At 69.3% G+C, this 25315-nt stretch carries 26 protein-coding genes; 14 read left to right on the top strand and 12 right to left on the bottom strand.

The window, feature by feature from the left end:
- Positions 1-110 precede the first annotated feature (110 nt).
- The 3 genes from FEK34_RS19750 to FEK34_RS19740 all read left to right on the top strand — a co-directional run bounded on the left by FEK34_RS19750 (position 111) and on the right by FEK34_RS19740 (position 2299).
- Complete coding sequence (locus tag FEK34_RS19750) at positions 111-1538, top strand: acyl-CoA synthetase (RefSeq protein WP_171048290.1); 1428 nt, start codon at positions 111-113, stop codon at positions 1536-1538.
- A 66-nt stretch (positions 1539-1604) separates the two neighbouring features.
- Positions 1605-1970 carry a type II toxin-antitoxin system RelE/ParE family toxin gene (locus FEK34_RS19745; RefSeq protein WP_138449638.1) on the top strand — a complete coding sequence of 122 codons (366 nt, stop codon included), beginning with the start codon at positions 1605-1607 and terminating at the stop codon, positions 1968-1970.
- Positions 1967-2299 (top strand): helix-turn-helix domain-containing protein, encoded by a 333-nt coding sequence (locus tag FEK34_RS19740; protein WP_138449635.1) that lies wholly within the window; start codon positions 1967-1969, stop codon positions 2297-2299. Before FEK34_RS19745 ends, FEK34_RS19740 begins: the two co-directional genes overlap by 4 nt.
- Before the next feature lie 13 nt (positions 2300-2312).
- Here the strand turns inward: FEK34_RS19740 and FEK34_RS19735 are convergent, their stop codons facing one another.
- From FEK34_RS19735 to dapD, 3 genes are all read right to left on the bottom strand, one after another.
- Positions 2313-3530 carry a DUF7373 family lipoprotein gene (locus FEK34_RS19735; RefSeq protein WP_138449631.1) on the bottom strand — a complete coding sequence of 406 codons (1218 nt, stop codon included), beginning with the start codon at positions 3528-3530 and terminating at the stop codon, positions 2313-2315.
- Positions 3506-4972, bottom strand: a complete 1467-nt coding sequence (locus FEK34_RS19730; protein WP_138449629.1) for a serine/threonine-protein kinase — start codon at positions 4970-4972, stop codon at positions 3506-3508. The genes FEK34_RS19735 and FEK34_RS19730 overlap by 25 nt, the downstream gene beginning before the upstream one ends.
- A gap of 141 nt (positions 4973-5113) precedes the next feature.
- Positions 5114-6061 carry a 2,3,4,5-tetrahydropyridine-2,6-dicarboxylate N-succinyltransferase gene (dapD, locus tag FEK34_RS19725; protein WP_138449627.1) on the bottom strand — a complete coding sequence of 316 codons (948 nt, stop codon included), beginning with the start codon at positions 6059-6061 and terminating at the stop codon, positions 5114-5116.
- A gap of 123 nt (positions 6062-6184) precedes the next feature.
- Between dapD and dapE the strand changes: the two genes are divergently transcribed.
- The 6 genes from dapE (at position 6185) to FEK34_RS19695 (ending at position 12457) form a co-directional block, all read left to right on the top strand.
- Positions 6185-7285 (top strand): succinyl-diaminopimelate desuccinylase, encoded by a 1101-nt coding sequence (gene dapE / locus FEK34_RS19720; RefSeq protein ID WP_138449624.1) that lies wholly within the window; start codon positions 6185-6187, stop codon positions 7283-7285.
- A gap of 113 nt (positions 7286-7398) precedes the next feature.
- Positions 7399-8205: a TIGR00730 family Rossman fold protein gene (locus FEK34_RS19715; RefSeq protein WP_138449620.1), complete on the top strand. Its 807-nt coding sequence runs from the start codon at positions 7399-7401 to the stop codon at positions 8203-8205.
- Positions 8202-8819, top strand: a complete 618-nt coding sequence (locus FEK34_RS19710; RefSeq protein WP_138449918.1) for a TIGR00730 family Rossman fold protein — start codon at positions 8202-8204, stop codon at positions 8817-8819. Before FEK34_RS19715 ends, FEK34_RS19710 begins: the two co-directional genes overlap by 4 nt.
- Positions 8820-8824: 5 nt before the next feature.
- Positions 8825-10588 (top strand): long-chain-acyl-CoA synthetase, encoded by a 1764-nt coding sequence (locus tag FEK34_RS19705; RefSeq protein ID WP_171048289.1) that lies wholly within the window; start codon positions 8825-8827, stop codon positions 10586-10588.
- A gap of 52 nt (positions 10589-10640) precedes the next feature.
- Positions 10641-11522, top strand: a complete 882-nt coding sequence (folP, locus tag FEK34_RS19700; RefSeq protein ID WP_014352687.1) for a dihydropteroate synthase — start codon at positions 10641-10643, stop codon at positions 11520-11522.
- Positions 11519-12457, top strand: a complete 939-nt coding sequence (locus tag FEK34_RS19695) for a glucosyl-3-phosphoglycerate synthase (protein WP_138449618.1) — start codon at positions 11519-11521, stop codon at positions 12455-12457. The genes folP and FEK34_RS19695 overlap by 4 nt, the downstream gene beginning before the upstream one ends.
- Before the next feature lie 109 nt (positions 12458-12566).
- Here the strand turns inward: FEK34_RS19695 and FEK34_RS19690 are convergent, their stop codons facing one another.
- The 6 genes from FEK34_RS19690 to sigE form a co-directional block, all read right to left on the bottom strand.
- Complete coding sequence (locus tag FEK34_RS19690; RefSeq protein ID WP_138449616.1) at positions 12567-13043, bottom strand: hypothetical protein; 477 nt, start codon at positions 13041-13043, stop codon at positions 12567-12569.
- A 249-nt stretch (positions 13044-13292) separates the two neighbouring features.
- Entirely contained in the window at positions 13293-14153 is an 861-nt protein-coding gene (locus tag FEK34_RS19685; RefSeq protein WP_138449614.1) for a hypothetical protein, read from the bottom strand.
- A 52-nt stretch (positions 14154-14205) separates the two neighbouring features.
- Entirely contained in the window at positions 14206-14622 is a 417-nt protein-coding gene (gene tatB / locus FEK34_RS19680) for a Sec-independent protein translocase protein TatB (protein WP_138449612.1), read from the bottom strand.
- 33 nt (positions 14623-14655) lie between these two features.
- A complete protein-coding gene (locus FEK34_RS19675) occupies positions 14656-16185 on the bottom strand; it encodes a S1C family serine protease (protein WP_138449610.1) in 1530 nt (509 codons plus the stop codon).
- Positions 16186-16195: 10 nt separating this feature from the next.
- On the bottom strand, positions 16196-16588 hold the full coding sequence (locus tag FEK34_RS19670; protein WP_138449607.1) for a hypothetical protein: 393 nt from the start codon (positions 16586-16588) through the stop codon (positions 16196-16198).
- A gap of 77 nt (positions 16589-16665) precedes the next feature.
- Complete coding sequence (gene sigE / locus FEK34_RS19665) at positions 16666-17292, bottom strand: RNA polymerase sigma factor SigE (RefSeq protein ID WP_138449914.1); 627 nt, start codon at positions 17290-17292, stop codon at positions 16666-16668.
- 304 nt (positions 17293-17596) lie between these two features.
- Between sigE and FEK34_RS19660 the strand changes: the two genes are divergently transcribed.
- From FEK34_RS19660 to FEK34_RS19645, 4 genes are read left to right on the top strand one after another with little or no spacing between them, the layout of a single operon-like run.
- Positions 17597-18235 (top strand): O-methyltransferase, encoded by a 639-nt coding sequence (locus tag FEK34_RS19660; RefSeq protein ID WP_138449605.1) that lies wholly within the window; start codon positions 17597-17599, stop codon positions 18233-18235.
- A 43-nt stretch (positions 18236-18278) separates the two neighbouring features.
- Entirely contained in the window at positions 18279-18944 is a 666-nt protein-coding gene (locus tag FEK34_RS19655; RefSeq protein ID WP_138449603.1) for a TetR/AcrR family transcriptional regulator, read from the top strand.
- A 21-nt stretch (positions 18945-18965) separates the two neighbouring features.
- Entirely contained in the window at positions 18966-19910 is a 945-nt protein-coding gene (locus FEK34_RS19650) for an ABC transporter ATP-binding protein (protein ID WP_138449600.1), read from the top strand.
- Positions 19907-21568 carry an ABC transporter permease gene (locus FEK34_RS19645; protein WP_138449598.1) on the top strand — a complete coding sequence of 554 codons (1662 nt, stop codon included), beginning with the start codon at positions 19907-19909 and terminating at the stop codon, positions 21566-21568. The genes FEK34_RS19650 and FEK34_RS19645 overlap by 4 nt, the downstream gene beginning before the upstream one ends.
- Positions 21569-21619: 51 nt before the next feature.
- Here the strand turns inward: FEK34_RS19645 and glgC are convergent, their stop codons facing one another.
- A complete protein-coding gene (gene glgC, locus FEK34_RS19640) occupies positions 21620-22834 on the bottom strand; it encodes a glucose-1-phosphate adenylyltransferase (protein ID WP_138449596.1) in 1215 nt (404 codons plus the stop codon).
- A 128-nt stretch (positions 22835-22962) separates the two neighbouring features.
- Between glgC and glgA the strand changes: the two genes are divergently transcribed.
- Complete coding sequence (gene glgA, locus FEK34_RS19635; protein ID WP_138449912.1) at positions 22963-24132, top strand: glycogen synthase; 1170 nt, start codon at positions 22963-22965, stop codon at positions 24130-24132.
- Positions 24133-24136: 4 nt separating this feature from the next.
- Here the strand turns inward: glgA and FEK34_RS19630 are convergent, their stop codons facing one another.
- Positions 24137-24976: a putative RNA methyltransferase gene (locus tag FEK34_RS19630; RefSeq protein ID WP_138449594.1), complete on the bottom strand. Its 840-nt coding sequence runs from the start codon at positions 24974-24976 to the stop codon at positions 24137-24139.
- A gap of 31 nt (positions 24977-25007) precedes the next feature.
- Positions 25008-25175 carry a DUF3117 domain-containing protein gene (locus FEK34_RS19625; RefSeq protein WP_011211259.1) on the bottom strand — a complete coding sequence of 56 codons (168 nt, stop codon included), beginning with the start codon at positions 25173-25175 and terminating at the stop codon, positions 25008-25010.
- Positions 25176-25315: the final 140 nt, after the last annotated feature.

The following is a 25315-nucleotide window of genomic DNA, read 5'->3' as shown; positions in this document are numbered from 1 at the left end:
GTCATCGCGGGTGTCAACGGTGCGCGGCCGGTCGCGCGGCGGCGCGTCCTGCGTGGTGGCGCTCGCTGCCTGCTCCTGGCCCATCGCCCGCGTCGCGGTAGCGTGAGCGAATGCCCTACGGTCCGCCGCTGCTGCTCCGCTCCCTGGATCCGCTCGCCGTCGCGGCGGGTGCCGATATTCCTGATGCCATCACCATCGACGGAACGCGGTTCTCGCGCAGCGATCTGCTCGGCGCCGCCACGTCGGTGGCCGAGCGCATCGCCCGCGCCGATCGGGTGGCGGTGCTGGCGCGGCCGACCGCGACCACCGTGCTCGCCGTGGTCGGCTGCCTGATCGCCGGGGTGACCGTCGTGCCCGTGCCACCGGACGCCGGGGCGGCCGAATCCGCCCACATCCTGGCCGATTCCGGGGCGCAGGCCTGGCTGGGTGAGGCCCCGGAGGGCACCGACCTGCCGGTGGTCCCGGTCCGGCTGCATGCCAGGTCGTGGCACACCTATCCCGAACCCGACCCGGCGACAACGGCTTTCGTGCTCTACACCTCCGGCACCACCGGCCTGCCCAAGGGCGTGATGCTCAGCCGCGGCGCCATCGCCGCCGGGCTCGACGCGCTCGCCGAGGCGTGGTCCTGGACCGCCGACGACGTTCTGGTGCACGGACTCCCGCTGTTCCACGTGCACGGTCTGATCCTCGGTGTGCTCGGTGCGCTGCGCGTCGGCAGCCCGCTGATCCACACCGGCAAACCCACCCCCGAGGCCTACGCCGAGGCGCCCGGCACGCTGTACTTCGGTGTGCCGACCGTCTGGTCCCGCATCGCCGAAAACCCCGACGCCGCCAGGCGGTTGGCCGACGCGCGCCTGCTCGTGTCCGGCAGCGCACCACTGCCCGTGCCGGTCTTCGAACGCCTCGCCGAACTCACCGGCCACGCGCCCGTCGAGCGCTACGGCATGAGCGAAACCATGATCACCCTGTCCACCCGCGCCGACGGCGAACGCCGCCCCGGCTGGGTCGGCCTGCCCGTGCGCGGTGTGGAAACCCGGCTGCGCGACGAATCCGGTGCGCCCGTTGCGCACGACGGTGAGAGCATCGGCGGGTTGCAGGTGCGCGGGCCGATGCTGTTCGACGGGTATCTCAACCGGCCGGATGCGACTTCCGACTGCTGGACCGACGACGGTTGGTTCTGCACCGGCGACGTCGCCGTCATCGACCCGGACGGCTTCCACCGCATCGTCGGCCGCGAATCGGTCGACCTCATCAAATCCGGCGGCTTCCGCGTCGGCGCCGGCGAAGTCGAAACCACCCTCCTCGGCCACCCCGCCGTCGCCGAAGCCGCCGTCGTCGGCCTCCCCGACCCCGACCTCGGCCAGCGCATCGTCGCCTTCGTCGTGCCACGCGCCGGTATGGACCTGCCCACGGAATCCGACCTGATCGACCATGTGGCCCAGCAACTTTCCATCCACAAACGCCCCCGCGAAGTCCGCCTCGTCGACACCCTGCCCCGCAACGCGATGGGCAAGGTGCAGAAGAAGCAGCTCGGCTGAGGGTCGTCCGGGTAGAGCCCTTGTGTAGCGCGGCGGGTGATATGACAATTACGTTATAGTTGCGGCGTGAACTGGGAGGTCGTGCTTCATTCGGAGGTGGAGTCGTGGTACCTGGCAGTATGCGTGAGCGACCCGGAGACGGGCGATTTGATCGAGGATGCGCTAGACCAGCTAGCGGCCGAAGGGCCGGCGGCAGGTCGGCCGCTGGTCGATCGGATCAAAGGCAGCGAGTTTCACAACATGAAAGAACTGCGGCCACCGTCGACCGGGTCGAGTGAGGTTCGGATGTTGTTCGCCTTCGATCCGGCGCGGCAGGCGATCGTGCTCGTGGCGGGCGACAAATCCGGCAATTGGCAAGGCTGGTACCGCGAGGCGATCCGATTAGCCGACAAGCGGTTTGCTGAGCACCTAGCGGCAATGGAGGAACGATGAGCTCGGAATTCGTGAAATGGTCCGACACGAAAGCCAAGGCACGCGCTCTGGATTCTCGTACAGAGGCCGAGCGCACCGAAGGCAAAGCCCGGGCTCGTGACCGCAGGGAAGCCTATGTTCGCGGCCACCAACTGGCGGAAATGCGGCAGGCCGCAGGCCTGACTCAGGTGGAGTTGGCGGAACTGCTCGGGCTGTCCCAGGCACGGGTGTCGAAGATCGAGAGCGGCGAGGTCTCCGGCATCGACACAATCCGGGCGTATGTATCCGCGCTGGGCGGGACTGTCGATGTCGTCGTCACGCTCGGTGATCGGAGTTGGCGGGTCGCCTGAGGTCGCTCGATCTCTACTGAGTGTTGACCAGCAGGGCGTATTGGGCTGCCGCCTGTTGGCGGACGTCGGTGGGGTCGTCGCCGGTGACGAAGGCGGCGTAGCGGCGGTAGGTGAGGTAGCAGCGGGCTACGGCGGGTTCGTCGGTGGTGGCGGGGCGTTGGACGCAGCGGGTGCCGGGGACGTCGGCGGGTGGGTCGATGGTTTCGGTGTTCGCGCTCTGGTTGTCCGACCAGGCGGTGCCGAACGCATTCGCCGCCGCGTTGTCGCGGAAGCGGAAGACCGTCGTCGAGCCCGACTGGGCTACCACGTCGACGCCGCCGGCATCCCAGGCCGCGCGCAGCTCCGGTGCGTCGGCCGGCCGGAAATGGATGACGGCGCGGCCGCTCCAGGCGGAGTAGTCGAGCGCGGAAATCGGGACGCGTTGATCGCGGGGCCCTGGCGTGAGCGTGCGGCGCAGCATGCCGTCGGGATCGCGGGGCAGATCGGCGAATTCGCCGGGCGGGGTGGGCTCGAACTCGTCGAGCAGGGGCAGCTGAGCGTCGAAGATCTCGCGCAGGCGGGCCGTCATCGCGTCCAGATCGGGTGTCGGATGCTGCAGGAAGACGCTGATGACGATCTCGTCGTGCGCCATCAGGGCGCTCACGGTCTTGATGCCGGGGCGCCAATGTGCGTGCGCCGCCGCGTGTCCCGGTACGGTGACCGGGCGGTTGTCGGGGCTCACCGCGAAGTCGGTGCTCTCCAGTTCACGCGCCGCCGTGCTCGCGCGGGCCGCGTCCGGAAAGCGCATGAGCACCACTCGGGTGACGGTGGCATCGGTCTCGGTCGGGCGGACCTCGGTGGGGAACGGCTCGTCGGCCTCGGCGATATCGAAGGCCACCAGGAACCCGTGCCGTTCCAGCGTGGGCAGGTTGACGTTGGAGATGGCGGAGGCGTCGGCGGCCTTCTTGGGGCTGTCGATCACATCGGTGCCCCAGTTGTGCACGAGGTCCGCGTCGATCTCGTGCGGCACCGCGATCGCGCCCGCCATCCGCAGACCTTCCAGGATCGGGCCGTCGGAGGGCAACCGCGCCCCGTTCACGTCGAGCGGCTCGATCGAATAATCGCCGACATCGAGGGTGCGCACGTCGATCTCGGCGGCAACCGGCGTTCCGGTGACGGTCGAACAAGCCGTCAGCGTCGCGAGCGCGCCCGCCGCGGCGAGCCGGATCAGAACGGAGCGGTACGCACCCATTCGTCGATCACCTCCTGGTGCGTGCGGCCTTTCCGGAAGACCTGAAAGGTGATGGCGGCGCGCGGACCCTCCGCGAACTGGACCAGCACCCACGGACCGGTCGAACTATTGAACTTTCGCACGATCAGCGGTTGTCCGTAGCGCGAACGCAACTGCTCGGTGGTGCCCGCGGGCAGGGTGGCGATGTAGGAGTCGACGGTGGCGGCGTCGTCGTGGGTGAGGACCTGCAGTTCGAGCTTGTCGGCGTCGAGGCAGTTGAAGCCGTACGTCCACACCGCATTCGGGTTCTTGGTGGCGAAACTGCAGCGCAGCTCGCGGAATCCGGCGCTGTCGGGGCCGGAGGGCAGCAGGTCCGGGAACAGGGCGACGGTCTCGCGGCCCGCCCCCCAGGGGTCGGGCGGTGCGGTGGTCGATGCGGCGCCGGTGGTGGTCGGCTGGGCGACGGTGGTCGTCGGCGGAGTCGGGTCCTCCTCGCCGGATCGGGCGGCGACGACAGTGGCCGTCACGGCCGTGGCCACCACTGCCAGTGCCGCCACCGCGAGCACCCACCGCGTCCGGCGATTCGGCGCGGACGATGGCGCGGCCGGCGGCGGTGCGGACGCCGGCTCGGTGAACGCCCGCCGCGCCGCCTCCACCATCTCCGCGCAACTGCCGAACCGCTGCTGCGGATCCTTGGCCAGCGCGCGGGCGAAGACGTCATCGAGTGCGGGCGGCAGATCGGGCCGCACCGCGCTGATCCGCGGCACCGGCTGCACCAGATGCGCGCTGATCAACGCCGCCGCGCTCTCGGTGGGATACGGCGGCTGCCCGGCCAGCAGATGAAACAGCGTGCAGCCCAGCGAATACTGATCCGAGCGCGGATCCAGCGGCTTGCCCTCCAACTGCTCCGGCGAGGCGTAGCGCAGGGTGGCGAGCAGGGTGCCGGTCTGGGTGAGCGAGGTGGACTCGTCGCGGGCCTTCGCGATGCCGAAATCGGTGAGCAGCACCCGTTCCTGGGTGTTCGCCTCGCTGCGGATCAGGATGTTGGCGGGCTTCACATCCCGGTGCAGCATGCCCTGACGATGCGCGTAATCGAGCGCGTCGGCGGTCGCGGCCGCCACATACAGTGCCCGCAGCGGCGGCATCTGCCCGGTGCGCAAGGCCGTCTCGGCGTCGGTGCCCTCGACGTACTGCATGCTGATCCACAGCTGCAACCCTTCCCGGCCGCGATCGTGGATCGTCACGATATTCGGATGATCCAGCCGCCCGGCGAGCTCGGCCTCGCGCTCGAACCGCCCCCGGAACACCGGATCCTCGGCGAACGACGAATGCAGCAGCTTCAACGCCACCAGCCGGGGCAGCCGCGGATGCCGCGCCGCGTACACACTGCCCATCCCGCCCACACCGAGCACCCGCTCGATCCGGTACCCGGCGAAGTCGGCACCGGGCCGGAGTGCGTGCATGGGGGCACGGTAACCCACCCGAACTGGGTGTTCAATCGTTGGCCGAGCGGGGGCGGACCATCCCGTCGCCCTCAGCGGGTGTGGCCGGCAATGCCGGTGCCCTCGGCAGGCGCCTGGTACCGGCTACCCCCGCGACGGCGATCAGTCGTTGGCGTGCAGATCCGCGTTGAGTTCGATGCCGGTGCCCTTGCGGTGCACCACCTCGACGGCGCCGGTGACGGAGTTGCGGCGGAACAGCAGGTTGTTCTGGCCGCTCAGCTGGGCGGCTTTGACGGTGGTCCCGTCGGGCGTGGTGACCTTGGTGCCCGCGGTGAGGTAGAGGCCCGCCTCGAGGACACAGTCGTCGCCGAGCGGGATGCCGAGGCCGGAGTTGGCGCCGAGCAGGGAGCGCTCACCGATGGAGATGACGGTGGTGCCGCCGCCGGAGAGGGTGCCCATGGTCGAGGCGCCGCCACCGATATCGGAGCCGTCGCCCACCACGACGCCGGCGGAGATGCGGCCTTCGACCATGGAGGCGCCGAGGGTGCCCGCGTTGAAGTTGACGAAGCCTTCGTGCATGACGGTGGTGCCCGAGGCCAGGTGCGCGCCGAGGCGCACGCGGTCGGCGTCACCGATGCGCACACCGGAGGGCACTACGTAGTCGACCATGCGCGGGAACTTGTCGACGCTGTAGACGGTCACCGGACCGCGGGCGCGCAGCTTGGCGCGGGTGGTTTCGAAGCCCTCCACGGCGGCGGGGCCGTGGTTGGTCCACACGACATTGCTGAGCAGGCCGAACTGGCCTTCCAGGCTCACCTCGTGCGGGCGAACCAGCCGGTGCGAGAGCAGATGCAGCCGCAGGTAGACGTCGTGGGCGTCCACGGGCGCGGCGGACAGGTCGGCGATGGTGGTCTGCACCGCGATCACCTCGACGCCGCGGGCCTCGTCGGGACCGACCAGCGCGGCGAACTCCGTAGGCACCTCGTCGAGCCGCTTGGTCGCGGTTTCGGCGAATGCACCCAGCTGGGGATTCGGGAACCAGGTGTCGAGGACGGTGCCGTCCGCGGTCACATTGGCGATACCGACTGCAGTTGCTCCCTGAATGCTCACGTCAGCAGAGCCTACCGACCGCCCGCGACCGGTGGTGCAGCCACGTCACCGGCTGCCGCGCAGATCACGGCCGGTGCCCGCGGCGTTCCCGGCCGCCCGGTGGCCGCTGACTACGCTGGACCGGTGACCCTCGATCTGCGCGCCGACCCGATTGCCCTCACCGCCGCCCTCGTCGATATCCCGAGTGTGTCAAGGGACGAGCTGGCCGTCACCGACGCGGTAGAGACCGCGTTGCGGACCCAGACCAGCGGTTTCGAGATCGTGCGCGACGGCAATGTGGTGCTGGCGCGCACCGATCGCGGGCTGCCGACCCGGGTGGTGCTGGCCGGGCATCTGGATACCGTGCCGATCGCCGACAACGTGCCGAGCCGGATGGACACCGAAGACGGCGAGCCGGTGATGTACGGCTGCGGCACCGTCGACATGAAGTCCGGTGACGCGGTGTTCCTGCATCTGGCCGCGACCATAGCCGAACCCGCGCACGACCTGACGCTGATCTTCTACGACTGCGAGGAGATCGCCGCCGAGTTCAACGGCCTGGCCCGGATCGAACGGGAACGCCCGGAATGGCTGGACGGGGATCTGGCGATCCTCGGCGAACCGTCCGGCGGCTGGATCGAGGCCGGCTGCCAGGGCACCTTGCGGGTCCGGCTCACCACCTCCGGCACCAGGGCGCATTCGGCGCGGGCCTGGCTCGGCGACAACGCCATCCACCGGCTGGCGCCGGTCTTGCAGCGGCTGTCGGAGTATCGCGCGCGTGAGGTCGATATCGACGGCTGCGTGTACCGCGAGGGCCTCTCGGCGGTACGGGTGGCCGGTGGGGTGGCGGGCAATGTGGTGCCCGACGCGGCCGAGGTGGACGTGAACTTCCGCTTCGCGCCCGACCGCAGCGTCGCCCAGGCCACCGAGCACGTCCGCGAGGTGTTCGCCGGTCTCGACCTCGACTTCCAGGTCACCGACGCGGCCCCCGGCGCCCTGCCCGGCCTCACCGCACCCGCCGCCAAGGACCTGATCACCACGGTGCACGCGCACGGCGCGGCCGGGGTGCGCGCCAAGTACGGCTGGACCGACGTCTCCCGTTTCGCCGCCCGCGGCGTCCCGGCGGTGAACTTCGGCCCCGGCGACCCGAACCTGGCCCACAAGCGCGACGAACGGGTCCCGCTGGCCCAGATCACCCAGGTCACGGCGATGCTGCGGAGCTACCTCACCGGCTCGTCCAGCTGAAAACCGCTGTCCGCGATGGCCTGCGAGTGAACTGCGGGCAACCGCGCGATGGCCGGCGCCGGGAAAACCGATCCGGCCGCAACCGCAGGTCGCGGCCCGGTAGTTTGGCTGGCATGTCCACCGACGCCGCCGAACCCACCAACAGCAAGCCGAAGTCGACAGCCAGATTCCGCGGGCCGATCATGTTCCGCCGGGATCGCAAGCCCGGCGTCGGCACCGCCGACCGGAATCTGCTGGACCGGCGCGGTGACAGCGAATGGGTGCATACCGACCCGTGGCGGGTGCTGCGCATCCAGGCCGAATTCGTGGAGGGTTTCGGGGCGCTGGCCGAGGTGCCGCGCGCGGTGTCGGTGTTCGGTTCGGCGCGGACGCCGGTCGATCATCCCGAGTACGAGGCCGCCCGCGCCATCGGTTCGGCGTTGGCGCACGCCGGGTTCGCGGTGATCACCGGCGGCGGGCCGGGTGCGATGGAGGCCGCCAACCGGGGTGCGTGTGAGGCGGGTGGTTATTCGATCGGCCTCGGCATCGAGTTGCCGTTCGAGCAGGGGCTCAACGAATGGGTCGATCTCGGCATCAATTTCCGCTACTTCTTCGTCCGCAAGACCATGTTCGTCAAGTACTCGCAGGCGTTCATCTGCCTGCCGGGCGGTTTCGGCACCATGGACGAACTGTTCGAGGCGCTGACGCTGGTGCAGACCCGCAAGATCACCCGGTTCCCGATCATCTTGTTCGGCACCAGGTTCTGGGGCGGGCTGGTGGACTGGATCCGCGATTCGCTGCTGGGGGCGGGCAAGATCTCGCCGGGCGATGTGGACCTGCTGTATGTCACCGACAGCGTCGAGGACGTGGTGCGCATCCTGGAGCAGGCGACCGCCGAGCGGGAGAATCTGGAAACGATGGGCACGGAGGACAAGTGGTGAGCGATGCCGGGCGCGCCTACGCCGTCTGCGTCTACTGTTCGGCCAGCACCATCGACCGCGCTCAGCTGGAATTGGCGGCGCGGGTCGGCACCGAAATCGCCCGGCGCGGCTGGCAATTGGTTTCCGGCGGCGGCCACGTGTCGATGATGGGCGCGGTGGCCACGGCCGCGCGCGCCGGCGGTGCGAACACCATCGGCGTCATCCCGAAGCATCTGGTGCACCGCGAGGTGGCCGATGTGGACGCCGACGAACTCGTCGTCACCGACACCATGCGCCAACGCAAGCAGGTGATGGAGGATCGCGCCGACGCCTTCCTCACCCTGCCCGGCGGCATCGGCACCCTCGAGGAGTTCTTCGAGACCTGGACCGGCGCCTATCTCGGCGTGCACGACAAACCGGTCGTCGTACTGGATCCGGACGGGCACTACCGCGGGCTGTTCGCCTGGGTGGACGAACTGCATGCCCGCGGTTTCGTGCCGCAGCCGGCTTTGGATCGGGTGCGCGTGGTCACCGATTTCGACGAAGCCTTCGCGGCGCTGCGCCCATCGGGCACCGCGCCGGAACCGGTGCGCAATCCCACTGCCGCACAGCAGCATCCGATCGAGGAGTACTGATCGCCGTGAGCAACGACGCCACCGTCAGCGTGTTCGACCTGGCCAAGAGCCTGCCCGGGATGGCGTTGGACGCGCCAGGCATGGTGCGCAACGCCCTCGGCATGCTGGTCGGCCCCGATGACAAGGCGTCGGTCGGCCTGTATTTCCAGCGGGCGGCGCACCGGCATCCGCATCGGGCGTTCCTGCGCTTCGAGGGCGACGAATACACCTACGGCGCAGCGAATTCGCTGGTGAACCGCTACGCGAGCGTGCTGGCCGCGCGCGGTGTCGGCCGCGGTGACGTGGTCGGCGTGCTGATGACCAACCGCCCGGAAACCCTGTTCACGGTGCTGGCCACGGTCAAGCTCGGCGCCACCGTCGGCCTGCTCAACCACCATCAGCGCGATCAGGTGCTCGCGCACAGCTTCGGGCTGCTCGGCAGTGTGCTGAACGTGGTCGGTGAGGAATGCCAGGAGGCGCTCGATTCGCTGGCCGAGCCGCCCGCAAATGTGCTCTACGCCAAGGATCTGCACGCCGAAGCGCAGCTCGGTGATCCGTCGGATCCGCGGGCCTGCGCCGAGGTGACCGCGCGCGAACGGGCGTTCCTGATCTTCACCTCGGGCACCACCGGCCTGCCCAAGGCCAGCGTGATGACGCATCTGCGCTGGACCAAGAGCCTGTCCGGGCTCGGTGGGCTCGGGGTCCGGTTGCGCGGCGACGACACCATGTACTGCTGCCTGCCGCTGTATCACAACAACGCGCTCACGGTGGCGTTGTCGTCGGTGCTGGCGGCCGGTGCGACCTTCGCGCTGGGGCGGCAGTTCTCGGCGTCCCGGTTCTGGGACGAGGTGATCCGGGAACGCGCTACCGCCTTCATCTACATCGGCGAACTGTGCCGGTATCTGCTCAACCAGCCGGCCAGGCCGACCGACCGTACCCACCGCGTGCGCCTGGCCGTCGGCAACGGCTTGCGGCCCGAGTTGTGGGACGAGTTTCGGCGCCGCTTCGGCATCGGGCGGATCGTGGAGTTCTACGGCGCCAGCGAAGCCAATATCGCCTTCGTCAACGCCTTCGGGGTCGATCGCACCGCCGGTTTCGGGCCGCTGCCCTACGCCATCGTCGAATACGACGAAGACACCGGAAAGCCGAAACGCGGCCCGGACGGGCGACTGCGCCGGGTGCGCTCGGGCGGTGTCGGACTGCTGCTGGCCAAGGTCACCGGCCGCGCGCCGTTCGACGGCTATACAGACCAGGCGGCCTCAGAGGCCAAACTCGTGCGCGACGGCTTCCGTCAGGGCGATGTCTGGTTCGACACCGGCGATCTGGTGCGCGATCAAGGCTGGTTCCACATCGCCTTCGTCGACCGGCTCGGCGACACCTTCCGCTGGAAGGGCGAGAACGTGGCCACCACCGAGGTCGAGGCGGCGTTGAGCGCCTCGGCGGCGATCTCCCAGGCCGTAGTGTTCGGCGTGGACGTTCCCGGCGCCGACGGCAAGGCCGGGATGGCGGCGGTGACGCTCGCGCCCGGCGCCGAATTCGACGGAAAAGCGCTGGCCGCACTGGTGTATGAGCGGCTACCCGGCTACGCGGTGCCGCTGTTCATCCGGGTAGTGGACGAACTCGAGACCACCTCGACGTTCAAAAGCCGCAAGGTAGAACTGCGCAAACAAGGGTATTCGCCCGACGATGACACCGACCTGTTCGTCCTCGCCGGCCGCGCCGACGGCTATATCCCGGCCTACCCGGGATACGCCGCGGAAGTGGCGGCCGGGCGCGCGCCGCGAGGCTGACCGGGGTCCTCGCCCGGCAGCGGCTATTACACGAGTCGGTACAGTCGACCCCATGTTCCGCCCCGACGCGCCGTCGCCGACCCTGTGCGGACGCCCGGTGGCGACGGATCGGGCGCTGGTCATGGCGATCGTGAACCGCACCCCCGACTCGTTCTACGACCGGGGCGCCACCTTCACCGATGCCGCCGCCATGGACGCCGTCGCCCGCGCGGTCGACGAGGGCGCCGACCTGGTCGATATCGGCGGTGTGAAAGCCGGGCCCGGTGAGGTGGTCGACGCCGCCGAGGAAACCCGCAGGGTGGTCCCGTTCGTCGCCGCCATCCGCGCCGCGTACCCGGATCTGCTGATCAGTGTCGACACCTGGCGTGCCGAGGTGGGACGCAAGGCGATCGGGGAGGGCGCCGATCTGATCAACGACACCTGGGCGGGCGCCGACCCCGATCTGGTCGCCGTCGCCGCCGAACTGGGTGCGGGCATCGTGTGCAGCCATACCGGCGGCGCGGTGCCGCGCACCCGGCCGCATCGGGTCCGCTACACCGATGTGGTCGCCGAGGTCACCGCGACGGTGGTGCGGGCGGCGGAGGCGGCGCTGGCCGCCGGGGTGCGGCGCGACTCGATCCTGATCGACCCCACCCACGATTTCGGCAAGAACACCTACCACGGGCTCGAACTGTTGCGCGCAGCCGACGATCTTGTAAATACCGGATGGCCGGTCTTGATGGCGCTCTCCAACAAGGATTTCATCGGAGAGACTCTTGGTGTCGATCTCACCGAGCGGCTGGAGGGCACATTGGCAGCAACGGCATGGTCGGCGGCGGCAGGCGCTCGAGTCTTCCGCGTCCACGAAGTCGCCGCGACCCGGCGCGTAGTGGACATGATCGCCGCGATACAGGGTATCCGGCCCCCCGCACGAACCCTGCGAGGTCTGGTATGAACATCCAACACCGTGAGCCCAGCTGGGCGATGACGAATACCTGGGATACCCCGGACTGGCCGGTCGACGAACTCGTCGCCGCCAAGGCCGGCCGCACCGTCTCGGTGGTGCTGCCCGCCCTGAACGAGCAGGACACCGTCGCCGCGGTGGTGGCCAGCATCCGGCCGCTGCTCGGCAGCCTGGTGGACGAACTGGTGGTGCTCGATTCCGGATCCACCGACGCCACCGCGGAGCGGGCCCGCGCCGCCGGTGCCAGGGTGGTCAGCCGGGAACAAGCCGTCCCCGAACTCGATCCGGTCCCGGGCAAGGGCGAGGTGCTGTGGCGTTCGCTGGCGGTGACCAGCGGCGACCTGGTGGCCTTCGTGGACTCGGATCTGATCGACCCCGACCCGGCCTTCGTGCCCAAACTGCTCGGCCCGCTGCTGACAGTGGACGACCTGCACCTGGTCAAGGCCTACTACCGCAGACCGCTGCGCCACGGCGACGCGGTCGAGGCGCACGGCGGCGGCCGCGTCACCGAATTGGTGGCCCGTCCGCTGCTGGCGGCCCTTCGGCCCGACCTGTCGGAGGTCCTGCAACCGCTCGGCGGCGAGTACGCAGGCACCAGGGAATTGCTCACCTCGGTGCCGTTCGCCCCCGGCTACGGCGTGGAGATCGGTCTGCTGCTCGACACCTACGACCGGCTCGGCCTCGACGCCATCGGCCAGGTCAACCTGGGCGTGCGCACCCACCGCAACCGCCCGCTGGCCGACCTCGGCGTGATGAGCAGGCAGATCCTCGGCACCGTCCTCGGCCGCAGCGGCGTCCGCGATTCCGGCGCGGCGCTGACCCAGTTCCCGCTGATCGGCGACGAGTTCACCGCCCACAGCACCGAGGTGTGCCTGACCGACCGTCCGCCGATGAACACGGTGCGGCCGGAGAGCGTCGCGGCCTGAGGGGTGCATCGGGCCGCCGCTCGGCCGGGGCCGCGACCGGCCGGTGCGCCCTGCCGGTCCGGGTTGACCGAACGCGGTGCCCGACCAGCTGAGGGCGGCCTATGTCGCCTCAGTCTGCGTCGGGCTTGTGGGCCTTGTCTTCGGCAGGTTGCGTATCGGACAGGTGGTGGTCGTCGGCCGACGGTTCTGTGGCCGGCTGCTCAGAGGCCGGCTGCTGGACCGGTGCCGTATCGCCCAGCGCCCGCCGGCCGGTGTCGACCGGTTCCTGCTCGGCGGCGTCGGCTCGCGCCTGCTGGTCCGCGTCGGCCGTCTCCTCGTCCGTGCGGGGCTGCCCGATCGCATCCGTGGTTGTCGGATCACGCTCATCCTGCGCGTCCGGCTCGGAATCCGTTGCCGCCGCGCCGGACTCCTCGGCAGCCTCCGGCTCCTCCGCGCGGGCGTGCTCCGGCCCGGATTCGTCGGCGAGCCTGGCCTGGAGTTCGGCCACCGTGACGTGGGCGCGGCGGTGCTCGGCGGGCTTGCGGATGAAGATGACGACGGTCACCAGCAATCCGATTGCGATCAGTGCGATCGCAATGATCGTCATCACATTCACCTGTGCCTCCGCGTCATGTGATTGCCGGAAAACCGGGACCGAGCAGGGTCGGCGCCGTGCAACGGTTACTTCCTGGCTATCTAAGCATGTGGCGGTGAGAAGTGAGTTCGAGGGTGAGCGTTCAACCACAGGTGTCGCCGGGCGCCCAGCCGTCGCGGCGGCGGGCCCGATTCGCCGTCGTGCCGGGATCAGCGGCGGGAAGGCTTCACCGTCGCGCCGGGTTCGGAAAGCGACGGGGCTTCAACGCCGGGTGCGCAGCACCGGGGGCCGCACCTCGGCCGGCTCATGGCGATACACCGGCGTCAGCAGTTCGGCCTCCAGCGGTTCACCGCTCGCGCGGTCGAAACGCACCGCGATCAGCACCGAGAACCGTCGGGTGCCCGCGCGTTCGTGCAGCCCGGCGAGCCGGGTCGCCAGCAGGCGGACCGCGCCGAGCGAGCCGGGCGGGTGCAGGCCGTCGATCACCAGGATCGAGCCCTGCCCGTCGGGGCGCGGTAGCCGGGCCAGATAGGCGATGTCGTGCGGGTCGGGGCCGGAGGGCCGGTACACCCGCCGCGCGGCCCGATCCTCGATGCCGCGACGACCGTCACCGGCACGGGCCACCGAGCGCCGCAGCCGGGGATCGGCGGCGATGAGCTGACGCAGGCTCGGCGAGAGTTCGGGCCCGCCGAGCACGATCAGCCCGTCGCGGTTGAGGTCGATCGGATGTCCGGGCGGGAATTGTTCGACGGTGACCGCGAATCCCAGTTCCCGCAGCAGATCCGCCAATCGCGGCGCCGCGGCCGGATCGGGGGCGCCGATCAACCGACCGGTCCGCACCCGGGGCGTGAGGACGGTGAGCGCGCCGTGCCCGAAGAACAAGCCTTCCGGCGCCGGGCCCTGCGTGCTCACCTGATGGATGCGGGCCCGGGAAAGTCCGGCTGCCGCACCGATTCTGGCGAACGTCCAGCCCTCGGCATGTAACTCACGAATAACCGCGCGACGAATCCGCGTGAGCTCGTTGATGGTCTGCTGCGCCGCCGCGACACCGTCAGTGGCTGCCTTGAGGCGCTCGACCTTGTCCTCGATCGCGAACACCCGCGCCACGTCATCGGCCGACATGTGCGAAGTGTAGACAGCGTAAGCCGGACGGGTGTCTAGTTCGCTTGACAGATCAGGTGGCGTCGGTGTCGATCGGCGGACGTTCGTTGCGCTCCAACGGTTTCTCCGGCTTCGGCACTGGGTAACCCGGCATACCGCTATTGGTGCCGTAGAGATCCTGCTTGTCCGGCATGGCCTTGCCGATATCGCTGAACAGCGAATCGTCGCCGTTCAGAAGGTGTTTGGTCACCATCGACTTGGGGGTCATGCCGCGCAGCTCGTTCAGATCGGCGAGCGGCTTACGCAAGTCCTCGAATTCGGGGCCGAGCTCCTGCTTCAACTGCGCGGTCGCGCCACTGGCGTAATCGCGCACCTGCCGCAGGCTGCGCGTGGTCCAGCGCACGGCACCGGGCAGACGCTCCGGTCCGAGGATGACGAGGGCGGCCACGAGGAGGATCACCATCTCGCTCCACCCGATGTTGCTGAACACCAGACCAGGCTACCGCGCGCCGGGGCCGCCGGATCAGTCGGATTCCAGGGTGACCGGAACGTCCACCTGCCGGCCTTCCCGGATCAACCGCACCGTCACCGTCTCACCGATCTTGTTGCGCTGAACAGCCACGACCAGCTCGTCCGGGTTGGTGACCTCACGATCGCCGACCTTGACGATCACGTCGCCCTCCACGATCCCTGCCCGGGCGGCGGGCCCGCCCGGCGCCACATCGGCCACCTCGGCGCCGCTCATCGCCTCGTTGGCGACGGCCTTGGTGCGGGCGCTCAGGCCGATCACCGGATGGTGCTTGACGCCGTCGCGGATCAGGGTCTGCGCGACGTCGGTGACCACGTCCACCGGGACGGCGAAGCCGAGGCCGACCGAACCGCCGGTCTCGCTGCGGATGGCGGTGTTGATGCCGATGACCCGGCCCTCCATGTCCACCAGCGCGCCACCGGAGTTACCCGGGTTGATCGAGGCGTCGGTCTGCACCGCGTCGATGACGGCCTTGGTGTCGCTGCCCTCGCCCTCGAGCTTCACCGGACGATGCAGCGCGCTGACGATGCCGGAGGTCACCGTTTTGCTCAGTCCCAGTGGGGAACCGATGGCGAGCACGGCATCGCCGACGCGGACGTCCTCGGACTTGCCGAGCTGCGCGACAGTGAGATTTTTCACATCGACCTTCAGGACCGCGAGGTCGGTTTTGGTGTCGCGGCCGACGATGTTCGCGGGCACACGGGTGCCGTCGGAGAACATCACCTGGATCTTGGCGTTGCCGGAACCGTCTTGGGCGGCCATGGAGATGACGTGGTTGTTGGTGGCGATATAGCCGTTGCCGTCGATGACCACGCCCGAACCGGTCGCGCCGTTGTCGCCGACGGTGGTGCGGATCGAGACCACCGAAGGCAGCACCGCATCGGCGACCTGAGCGATCTGGCCGTGCGACTGCTCCGGATCTCCGGTCTGCTCGAGGGCGACCTTGCGCGAGGTCAGAGTGGAGGCGGTCTCCGCGGTCAACCGGCCGACGAGGCCGCCGACCAGGCCGATGACCAAGGCGATGGCCGCCAGCAGCGCCAGCGCGCGCGGCGCCACCCGGGAACCGAACAGCACCTCGCGCGCCGACAGCTTGGTGGCTTCGGCGTGCGTCTGGGCCGCGGGGGTGGGCAGGGCGGGCGCACCGAGGCGGGCCCCCGATTCCGGGTCGCGCCACGGATCGGCGGGGCCTGCGACCTCGGTCTCGCCGGTGACGGCGTCGGGATCACGCTGGAGGAGTTCGTCGGAACCTTCCGGCCGGCCGAACGCCTCGGCCAGCACGGCGTCCGGCGGCCGGTTCTGCACCTGGTCGGGGCCCTGGGCGGCGGTGGCCGAGCCGGGGCGCGGTGCGAAGGATCCGGCCTGCCCGTTGGGGCGGCGGAAGGCGCGAGCGGTGTGGGTATCCACGTGCGGGCGGTATACCGGGCGCGGCCCGAGCACGGGCGCGTCCGGCGGCCGCAGGTTCCCCCTGTTGGCCGCCGAATCCGAGGTGTCGGCCGATCCGGTGTTCGTCGATTCGGTGGTCACGCGCCAAACTCTACTTGCGCCACCACGTCGTCCACCGCCTACTGTCGAAGCTCGCCGCGAAAGACGCACCGAGGAAACCGGAAACGGCCTCGTCACGGGACTTGTGCGCCGCTGTGGCGGAACGATCGGTGCCGGGAAGTTCGCCGAGCGGAATGCGGGTGAGGCTGTCGTGCAGTCCGTGCGGGATGGAGATCTGGGCGGCCCGGCGCAGCGCGATGCGCGCCTGCTGCTGGGCTTCGACCTCGGCCGCGCATTCGGGGCAGACGGAAATGTGCTGCGCGGCACGCAGATAGGCGTTCATCCGCAGTTCGCCGTCCACATAGGCGGCGACGGCCTCGCTCGCCAGATGCTCGGTGGAACGGAAACGCGGTGAACGACCTGACGTACCGGAGTCGCCAACCATTCGGTGCTCATCCTTCCAACCGACTCGATCACGGCCGGGCGCGGCGCCACGGCCGGAGATCACCCGTTCTTGCTGGTTCAGGACTTGGTCGCCGCGTCGGCGAACCGGTCCTGAGTTCCATTATGCGCAAGGTGCTCGCGCAGTGCCTGACGGCCGCGATGGATCCGGCTGCGGACGGTGCCCAGTTTCACCCCGAGCGTGGCGCCGATCTCCTCGTAGGACAGCCCCTCGATATCGCACAGCACGACCGCGGCGCGGAACTCCGGCGCCAGCGCGTCCAGCGCCGATTGCAGGTCGGGGTCGAGGCGGGCGTCGTGGTAGACCTGCTCGGGTCCAGGGCCCTGGGCGGGCACCCGGTCGTAGTCCTCGGGCAGCGCTTCCATCCGGATGCGGCTGCGGCGGCGGACCATGTCGAGGAACAGGTTGGTGGTGATGCGGTGCAGCCAGCCCTCGAAGGTGCCCGGTTGATAGTTCGACAGTGAGCGGAAGACCCGGATGAAGGTCTCCTGGGTGAGATCCTCGGCGTCCTGGGCGTCGCCGGAGAGACGGTAGGCCAGCCGGTAGACCCGGTCGGCGTGTTCGCGGACCAGCTCGTCCCAGGTGGGCATGACCGAACGGTCACCGGTGGCATCGAAGGCCGCGGTGCCGGTCAGTTCGTCCTCGGCCACCTCGGCGAGTTCCAGTGCGGTGATTTCACGCTGCATCGGCAGCTCGGGCAGGGTGGCGTACTCGCGCGCCGCATCGACCATGTGGATGGGAAATACCTCCTACTCGGGACCGAGGCGTCGGAGTTCGAGCAGCGGTCCGGGTCCACGGACCGTCGCTGTCGGGTACAACCGATAGAAGGTGCCCGGTTGTTCCCGACCCGGTGCTCTGGCTCTGATGCCTGCCGGTCGGCTGGTCTTGCGTGCTGCCTACTCTTTCCTGTCGCGATATGGCCTGTGTATGGAGATCCTGAGGGACACCTGAGAATGTTTCGGCCCGCTGGTCACGGTTTGGCATAGCCTCATGGGCGTGGCATCGAATCTGGAGCGAAATCTCGCCTACGTGGAGGAATCCGTCGTGGAGGACGAGATCCTCGTCAGCGCCCGTGAACGGGCCACCGAGCTGGGCGCCGCCCCGGTGGCTCCGTCGGTGGGTGCGTTGCTGAGCATGTACGCCCAGATGCTCGGCGCGCGCGCCGTCGTCGAGGTGGGGACCGGCGCGGGGATCAGTGGCCTGTGGCTGCTGGACGGCATGCGCGAGGACGGCACGCTGACCACGATCGATTCCGAGCCGGAGCACCAGCGTGCGGCCAAAGAGGCGTTCCGCGCCGCCGATATTCCGCTCGCGCGCACCCGGCTGATCAACGGCCGCGCCCTGGATGTGCTCCCGCGCCTGGCCGACGGCGCCTATGACCTGGTGTTCATCGATGCCGCGCCGATCGAGCATCCGCAGTACGTCGCCGAAGGGGTGCGGTTGTTACGTGACGGCGGCGCGATCCTGCTGCACAACGCGCTGTTGGGCGGCCGGGTGCCCGATCCCGCGCAACGTGACGCCGCCACGCAGGCCGTGCGCGCGGCGACCAGGGCCATCGCGGAGGATCCGAACCTGACCAGCGTGTTGATTCCGGTGGGTGACGGGCTGCTCTGCGCTTCCCGCGGCTGACCCATTGACGACCGGTTGAACGAGTGTTTAGTATATTGAACATGTGTTTAACCGATCAGCCGTACCGGAAGGATCCGCCCCGGATCTGAGCACTCGTGCGCGCATCCGCGACGCCGCCATCACCGTCTTCGGTGAGCAGGGGTTCAACGTCGGAGTCCGCGCCATCGCCACCGCCGCCGGCGTCTCGCCGGGCCTCGTCAATCACCATTTCGGGTCGAAAGACGGGTTGCGCGAGGAATGTGACGATTACGTACGCAAGGTCATCCGCGATTCCAAGCTGGATTCGGTCGAGCATCCGTCGCCGTCGAACATCCTCGGCCAGCTCGCCGAGATCGAGAGCTTCGCACCGGTCATCGCCTATATCGTGCGCAGTTTTCAAGCGGGCGGCGCACTGGCGGGCACGTTGTTCGAGCACATGGTGTCCGATGTCGAGCAGTATCTGCGCGCGGGCATCGCTGCGGGCACGATCCGCGCACCGCGCGATCTGCGCGCCACGGCTCGCTATCTGGCATTGAACAACGGCGGCGGCCTGATGCTGTTCCTGCAACTGTATGCCGCCGAGCACGACGGCCCACTCGATTTCGGCAAGGCCTTGCGCGCCTACGCCGACCAGATGCTTCTCCCCGGTGTCGAGCTGTTCACCAACGGGCTGCTGACCAGCCCGATGATGCTCGACGCCCTTCTCGATCAACCGAGTCCAGATACCTAGATCTCCGCAGAAGGAGTTCCCATGACATCGGCAATCCACGTCCGGGATCTGCACAAACACTTCGGTCAGGTCCGCGCCCTCGACGGCCTTGACCTGGACGTGAACCAGGGCGAGGTGCACGGCTTCCTCGGCCCCAACGGTGCGGGCAAATCCACCACCATCCGCATTCTGCTCGGTGTGCTGGCGCGCACCTCCGGCGAAGTGCGGCTACTGCGTCGCGACCCGTGGGTGGACGCGGTCGAGCTGCATCGCCGGATCGCTTATGTGCCAGGCGATGTCACGCTGTGGCCGTCACTGTCGGGCGGTGAGACCATCGATCTGCTGGCCCGGATGCGCGGCGGCATCGATCCCGCGCGACGGGCGGAGCTGATCGAGCGCTTCGAACTCGATCCGCGTAAGAAGGCCCGCACCTATTCGAAGGGCAACCGGCAGAAAGTCGCACTGGTGTCGGCGTTTTCGTCGAATGCGGAACTGCTGCTACTCGATGAACCGACCTCGGGCCTGGATCCGTTGATGGAGCAGGTGTTCCGTGACTGTGTGGCGGAGGCGGCCGAACGCGGTGTCACGGTCCTGCTGTCGAGCCACATCCTGTCGGAAGTAGAGGTGCTGTGTGAGCGGGTGACCATCATCCGTTCCGGCCGCACCGTGGAGAGCGGAACGCTGGACTCGATGCGGCACCTTAGCCGCACCTCCATCACCGCCGAATTGACCGGTGACCCAGGCGATCTCAGTGCGCTGCCGGGTGTGGAAGATGTGCAGCTGGACGACCGCACGCTGCGCTGCCAGGTGGACAGCGAGCATCTGGGTGAACTGATCCGCATCCTCGGCGATACCGGGGTGCGCAGTCTGGTGAGCCAGCCGCCGACGCTGGAAGAGCTGTTCATGCGGCACTATTCGGTCAACGGCGAAGACGCAGCATCCGATGACGCCGCGTCCGGCTCCGAGCTGGTGCAGGTGCGCAAATGACCACCGCAACGCTTCCGAGGACAGGCGAGCATCGCGCCGCCACCCGCTACCGCACCGCGTCCGGTTTCGCCGGCACCGGCCGGATGCTCCTCCTGGCGCTGCGCCGCGACCGAATCGTGTTGCCCGCCTGGGTATTACTGCTGTCGGTGCCATTGGGCAGCGTCTACGTCGCGAGTATCGAAACCGTCTATCCGACCGAGGCCGACCGCGCCTCCTTCGCCGACTCCATCCTGGCCAGCCCCTCGCAGCTGGCCATGTACGGGCCGATCTACAACACCAGCATCGGCGCGGTCGGCATCTGGAAAGCGGGGATGTTCTTCACCCTGGTCGCGGTGGCGACCATCCTCACCGTCATCCGGCACACCAGGGCCGAGGAGGAGACCGGGCGTACGGAGCTGGTCGCCTCCACCTCGGTGGGGCGCTTCGCCGGTCTCACCGCGGCGCTGGTGCTCGGACTCGGCGGCGCGCTGGCCACCGGCGTGATCGGCGCGCTGAGCCTGGCCGCCACCGACGTCCCGGCCGGCGGATCGCTGGCGTTCGGGGCGGCGCTGGCCGGCTCCGGCATGGTGTTCGCGGCGGTGGCCGCGGTCGCCGCGCAGCTGTCCACCAGCGCCCGGCTGGCGCGCGGCATCGCGTTCGGTGTGCTGGCGCTCGCCTACACGTTGCGCGCGGTGGGCGACGCCCAGGCCGGGAACGGGCCGGTGAGCCCGTTGACCTGGCTCTCGCCGCAGGGCTGGTCGTTGCAGGTGCGGGCCTTCGCCGGGGACCGCTGGTGGGTCCTTGCGCTGCACCTGGTGACCGTGCTGGTGTGCGTCGGCGCGGCCTATCTGCTGCTGATGCGCCGCGACGTGGGTGCGGGGCTGATCGCCGAACGGCTCGGCCCGCCCGCTGCCGGTGCCGGGCTGTCCGGTCCGCTGGGGCTGGCCTGGCGCCTGCAACGAGGCACCTTGCTGGCCTGGACGATCGGCTTGGGCCTGTACGGGCTGCTGATCGGCAGCGTGGTGCACGGCATCGGCGACGAACTCGGCTCCAACGAGACCATTCGCGATCTGATCACCCGGATGGGCGGCACCGAATCGCTCGAGGACTCCATGGTCACCTACGCGTTCACCATGCTCGGTGTCGCGGGCTCGGCCTACGCCATCTCGGCGACGCTGCGCATGTTCGGTGAGGAGACCAGCGGGCACGCCGAAACCGTCGTCACCGGCGCCGTCGGCCGGGTCCGGTGGGCGCTGTCGCATCTGCTGTTCGCGCTCGGCGGCCCGGTGCTGGCCATGCTGACCGCGGGCCTGCTCGGCGGGCTGGTATACGGCCTGGCGGCCGACGATATCGGCGGCAAGTTGCCCGGTGTGCTGGCCGCCGCGCTGGTGCAGCTGCCCGCGATCTGGTTGTTCGTCGCGATCACCGTTGCCCTGTTCGGGCTCGCGCCGCGCTGGACGCCGGTGGCGTGGGGTGTGCTGACGGCGGCGATCGCGGTCTTCCTGCTGGGCTCGGTGTCGGGCGCACCCCAATGGCTGCGCGATCTCGAACCGTTCAGCCATGCCCCGAAGGTGCCGGGATCGGAGTTCACCGCGACCCCGGTGCTGGTGGTGACCCTGATGGCGGTGGTTCTGCTGGCCCTGGGTCTGGTCGGCTGGCGCGGGCGCGACCTGCGCTGAACCGGCAGCAGTGGCCCCCTGGAAACGACGCCAGGGGGCCACTGCCCGGGGTCAGACCCAGGTGCCCTTGCCGACGGTGACGACGCCGCCGTTGCTGATGGCGAAGCGGTCGCGGTCGCGGTCGAGATCGACGCCGATGATCTCGCCCTCGGAGACCACCACGTTCTTGTCCAGGATCGCGCGCCGCACCACCGCGCCCTTGCCGATGCGGACCCCGGGCATCAGCACGCTGCCCTCGACGGTGGCGCCGTCGTCGACCACCACATTGGCACTGAGCACCGAATTGCGCACTGTGGCGGCGGACAGGATGGAGCCGGCGCCGACGATGGATTCCTGCGCCAGCCCGCCCTGGGCGAACTTGGCGGGCGGCAGATTCTCCGCGGCGCCGCGGATCGGCCAGTGCTTGTTGTAGAGGTTGAACACCGGATGCACCGACACCAGGTCCATATGCGCCTCGTAGAAGGCGTCGATGGTGCCGACATCGCGCCAGTAGCCGCGGTCGCGGTCGGTGGCGCCGGGGACGTCGTTGTCGGCGAAATCGTAGACGGCGGCCTGACCGGCGGCGACCAGCTTCGGGATGATGTCGCCGCCCATATCGTGGTCGGAATCGGAATTGTCGGCATCGGCGCGGATCGAATCGACCAGCACCCTGGTGGTGAACACGTAATTTCCCATCGACGCGAAGGTCGAATTCGGATCGTCCGGGGTGCCGGGTGGATGGGCGGGCTTTTCCAGGAACTGGGTGATGCGCCCGGACTCGTCGGAATCGATACAGCCGAAGGCACTGGCCTGGCTGCGCGGCACCCGGATACCGGCCACCGTCACCCCGGCGCCGGACTCGATGTGATGGGCCACCATCTGCTCGGGGTCCATCCGGTAGACGTGGTCGGCGCCGAAAACCACGATGTAATCGGGGTCCTCGTCGTAGATCAGGTTCAGCGACTGCATGATCGCGTCGGCGCTGCCGGTGTACCAGCGCGGTCCCAGCCGCTGCTGCGCGGGCACCGGCGTGATGTATTCGCCCGCGAAACCCGACAGCCGCCAGGTCTGCGAGATATGCCGGTCCAGCGAATGCGATTTGTACTGGGTGAGCACGCACAGCCGCAGATATCCGGCGTTGACGAGGTTGCTGAGGACGAAGTCGATGAGGCGGTAGGCACCGCCGAACGGGACCGCCGGCTTGGCGCGGTCGGCGGTGAGTGGAAAGAGTCGCTTGCCCTCGCCACCGGCGAGCACGATTCCGAGTACGTGCGGCTGGCTCCTCACACTGTCAAACTACCGAACCTCACGCCGGGAGGTGGGGCGGCGTGCGAGTGGCCCGGGCCGGGCCGAGCGTCTACGTTGAATCCGTGAGTTTCGCGCACGCGGCGGCGATGACGGGGCCGGCCGATCGGCTGCGGGTCGCCATGCTGACCCGCGAATACCCGCCGGAGGTCTACGGCGGTGCGGGCGTGCACGTCACCGAGCTGGTGGCCGAGCTGCGCGCCCTCGCCGACGTCACCGTGCACTGCATGGGCGTCCCGCGCGACGACGCGGTGGTGCATCAGCCCGACACCCACCTCTACGCCGCCAATCCGGCCATCCAGATGATGTCGGCCCAGTTGCGGATGGCCGACGCCACCGGCGCGGTCGACGTGGTGCATTCGCACACCTGGTACACCGGCCTGGCCGGGCATCTGTCGTCGGCCCTGTACGGCATTCCGCACGTGCTGACCGCGCATTCGCTGGAACCGCGGCGGCCGTGGAAGGCCGAGCAGCTCGGCGGCGGCTACCGGCTGTCGTCGTGGTCGGAACGCAATGCCGTCGAACACGCCGACGCCATCATCGCCGTCAGCGCGGGCATGCGCCGCGATGTGCTCGACGCCTACCCGGCCGTGGATCCCGCGCGGGTGCATGTGGTGCACAACGGCATCGACGCCTCGGTCTGGCGTCCCGGCCCACCCGAGCCGGGCGCCGACCCCTTCCTGTGGGAGCTGGGGGTGCGCACGGACCGGCCGATCGCGGCCTTCGTCGGGCGGATCACCCGGCAGAAGGGCGTCGCGCATCTGCTGGCCGCCGCCCGCGATTTCGATCCGGAGATCCAGGTGGTGTTGTGCGCCGGTGCCGCCGATACGCCGGAGCTGGCCGCCGAGGTCGCCGCAGCGGTGGACGAGTTGAGCCGTCGCCGCGGCAATGTGTTCTGGGTGCAGGACATGTTGCCCACCGAGCAGATCCGGCAGGTGCTCGCCGCCGCGACGGTCTTCGTCTGCCCGTCGGTGTACGAGCCGCTCGGCATCGTGAACCTGGAGGCCATGGCCTGTGGCACCGCCGTCGTCGCCTCCGATGTGGGCGGCATCCCCGAGGTGGTCGCCGACCGCAACACCGGACGGCTGCTGCACTACGACCCGGCAGCGCCCGGCGACTACGAGCGAGGCCTGGCCGAGGCGGTGAACGAGCTGGCCGCCGATCCGGTACTCGCGGCCGAATACGGGGCGGCCGGCCGGGCCAGGGCGGTGGCCGAATTCGATTGGTCGCGGATCGCCGCGCAGACCCTCGAGGTCTACGACCACGTCCGCAAACCCTGAGCGGTCAGGTCGCGGTGGGCCGATAGGTGTCCACCAGCACCGAGGCGGTGACCTCCATGGTGTCCGGCAGCGCCGCGAGACGGGACTCGACGGCATCGGTGTGATGAGCCGACGGACCCATGGCGACCACGTGCGCGATGTCGGCGCGCGAGAGCTTCATCGGGTACTCGACCGCATCGCGGGCACACAGCGCGAAATGCCCGGACATGGTGGCGGTGAGCCGATCCTGCTTGTCCGGGTCGACGCTCACCATGCCGAGCGGTTCGATCAGCTCGGCCAGATGCCGGTCGGTGGGGGTGACGACGACGAATCTGCCGTCCGGGTGCAGCACCCGCGCCGCCTCGCCGGGATTGCGCGGGGCGAACACCGACAGCGCGGCGTCGACGGTGCCCTCACCCAGCGGCAGTCCGCGCCAGGCGTCGGCGACCACCGCCGCGGCCCGTGGATGGGCTCGGGCGCTGCGTCGTCCGGCGGGTTTGGCCACGTCGAGTGCGATGCCGAGCGCATGCGGCAGCGCGTCGAGTACCCGGGCCAGGTAGTAGCCGGTGCCCGCGCCGATCTCCAGTACGAGCGCGGACGCGCCGGGGTGCGCGGCGGGCCCGTCCCCGGCGACGGCCGCGACGGTGGCATCGGCGATGGGCGCGAAATGCCCGCCGCCCTGGAAAGCCGCTCTGGCGTCGAGCATGTCCGCGCTATCGCCGGTCATCTTGGTCGAGGCACCGGTCAACAGGGTGATATAGCCCTGCTTGGCGATATCGAAGCTGTGCCCTGCGCCGCAGCGCAGCGACCGCTCCGACATCGCCAATCCGGCCTGACATTCCGGGCAGGCCAGCGCACTCGTCACCAGCGTCAGTGCCGAGTGCGTAGTCGGGTGACTAGCTGGTGACACTCTTCAGTTCGTCACCGAGCGCTGCGGCTTCATCCGGCGTGAGCTCTACGACCAGACGCCCGCCACCCTCGAGTGGAACCCGCATGACGATCCCACGCCCTTCCTTGGTTGCCTCGAGGGGACCGTCCCCGGTGCGGGGCTTCATGGCCGCCATCCTCTGCTCCCTCCAGATCTGCGCGGTGTGCTGCGCACTTGCTTGGAACTCCAGTTGTCGCCAACTGGGCAGCTCGCCGGCATGTGGCGAGCTGCACTCGGTCTATTCTTCCTTATCGCCGGAGCGGACGGATACCTGAG

The sequence above is a fragment of the Nocardia cyriacigeorgica genome (assembly GCF_005863245.1).
Taxonomy (GTDB): Bacteria; Actinomycetota; Actinomycetes; order Mycobacteriales; family Mycobacteriaceae; genus Nocardia; species Nocardia cyriacigeorgica_C.
This window is presented reverse-complemented; position numbering and strand designations above follow the sequence as displayed.

Coding starts and splice junctions, on each gene's coding strand:
- FEK34_RS19750 (WP_171048290.1), top strand. CDS start 111: ATGCCCTACGGTCCGCCGCTGCTGCTCCGCTCCCTGGATCCGCTCGCC.
- FEK34_RS19740 (WP_138449635.1), top strand. CDS start 1,967: ATGAGCTCGGAATTCGTGAAATGGTCCGACACGAAAGCCAAGGCACGC.
- FEK34_RS19735 (WP_138449631.1), bottom strand. CDS start 3,530: ATGGGTGCGTACCGCTCCGTTCTGATCCGGCTCGCCGCGGCGGGCGCG.
- FEK34_RS19730 (WP_138449629.1), bottom strand. CDS start 4,972: ATGCACGCACTCCGGCCCGGTGCCGACTTCGCCGGGTACCGGATCGAG.
- FEK34_RS19715 (WP_138449620.1), top strand. CDS start 7,399: ATGTCCACCGACGCCGCCGAACCCACCAACAGCAAGCCGAAGTCGACA.
- folP (WP_014352687.1), top strand. CDS start 10,641: ATGTTCCGCCCCGACGCGCCGTCGCCGACCCTGTGCGGACGCCCGGTG.
- FEK34_RS19695 (WP_138449618.1), top strand. CDS start 11,519: ATGAACATCCAACACCGTGAGCCCAGCTGGGCGATGACGAATACCTGG.
- FEK34_RS19690 (WP_138449616.1), bottom strand. CDS start 13,043: ATGACGATCATTGCGATCGCACTGATCGCAATCGGATTGCTGGTGACC.
- FEK34_RS19685 (WP_138449614.1), bottom strand. CDS start 14,153: ATGTCGGCCGATGACGTGGCGCGGGTGTTCGCGATCGAGGACAAGGTC.
- FEK34_RS19670 (WP_138449607.1), bottom strand. CDS start 16,588: ATGGTTGGCGACTCCGGTACGTCAGGTCGTTCACCGCGTTTCCGTTCC.
- sigE (WP_138449914.1), bottom strand. CDS start 17,292: ATGCAGCGTGAAATCACCGCACTGGAACTCGCCGAGGTGGCCGAGGAC.
- FEK34_RS19660 (WP_138449605.1), top strand. CDS start 17,597: ATGGGCGTGGCATCGAATCTGGAGCGAAATCTCGCCTACGTGGAGGAA.
- FEK34_RS19650 (WP_138449600.1), top strand. CDS start 18,966: ATGACATCGGCAATCCACGTCCGGGATCTGCACAAACACTTCGGTCAG.
- FEK34_RS19645 (WP_138449598.1), top strand. CDS start 19,907: ATGACCACCGCAACGCTTCCGAGGACAGGCGAGCATCGCGCCGCCACC.
- FEK34_RS19625 (WP_011211259.1), bottom strand. CDS start 25,175: ATGGCGGCCATGAAGCCCCGCACCGGGGACGGTCCCCTCGAGGCAACC.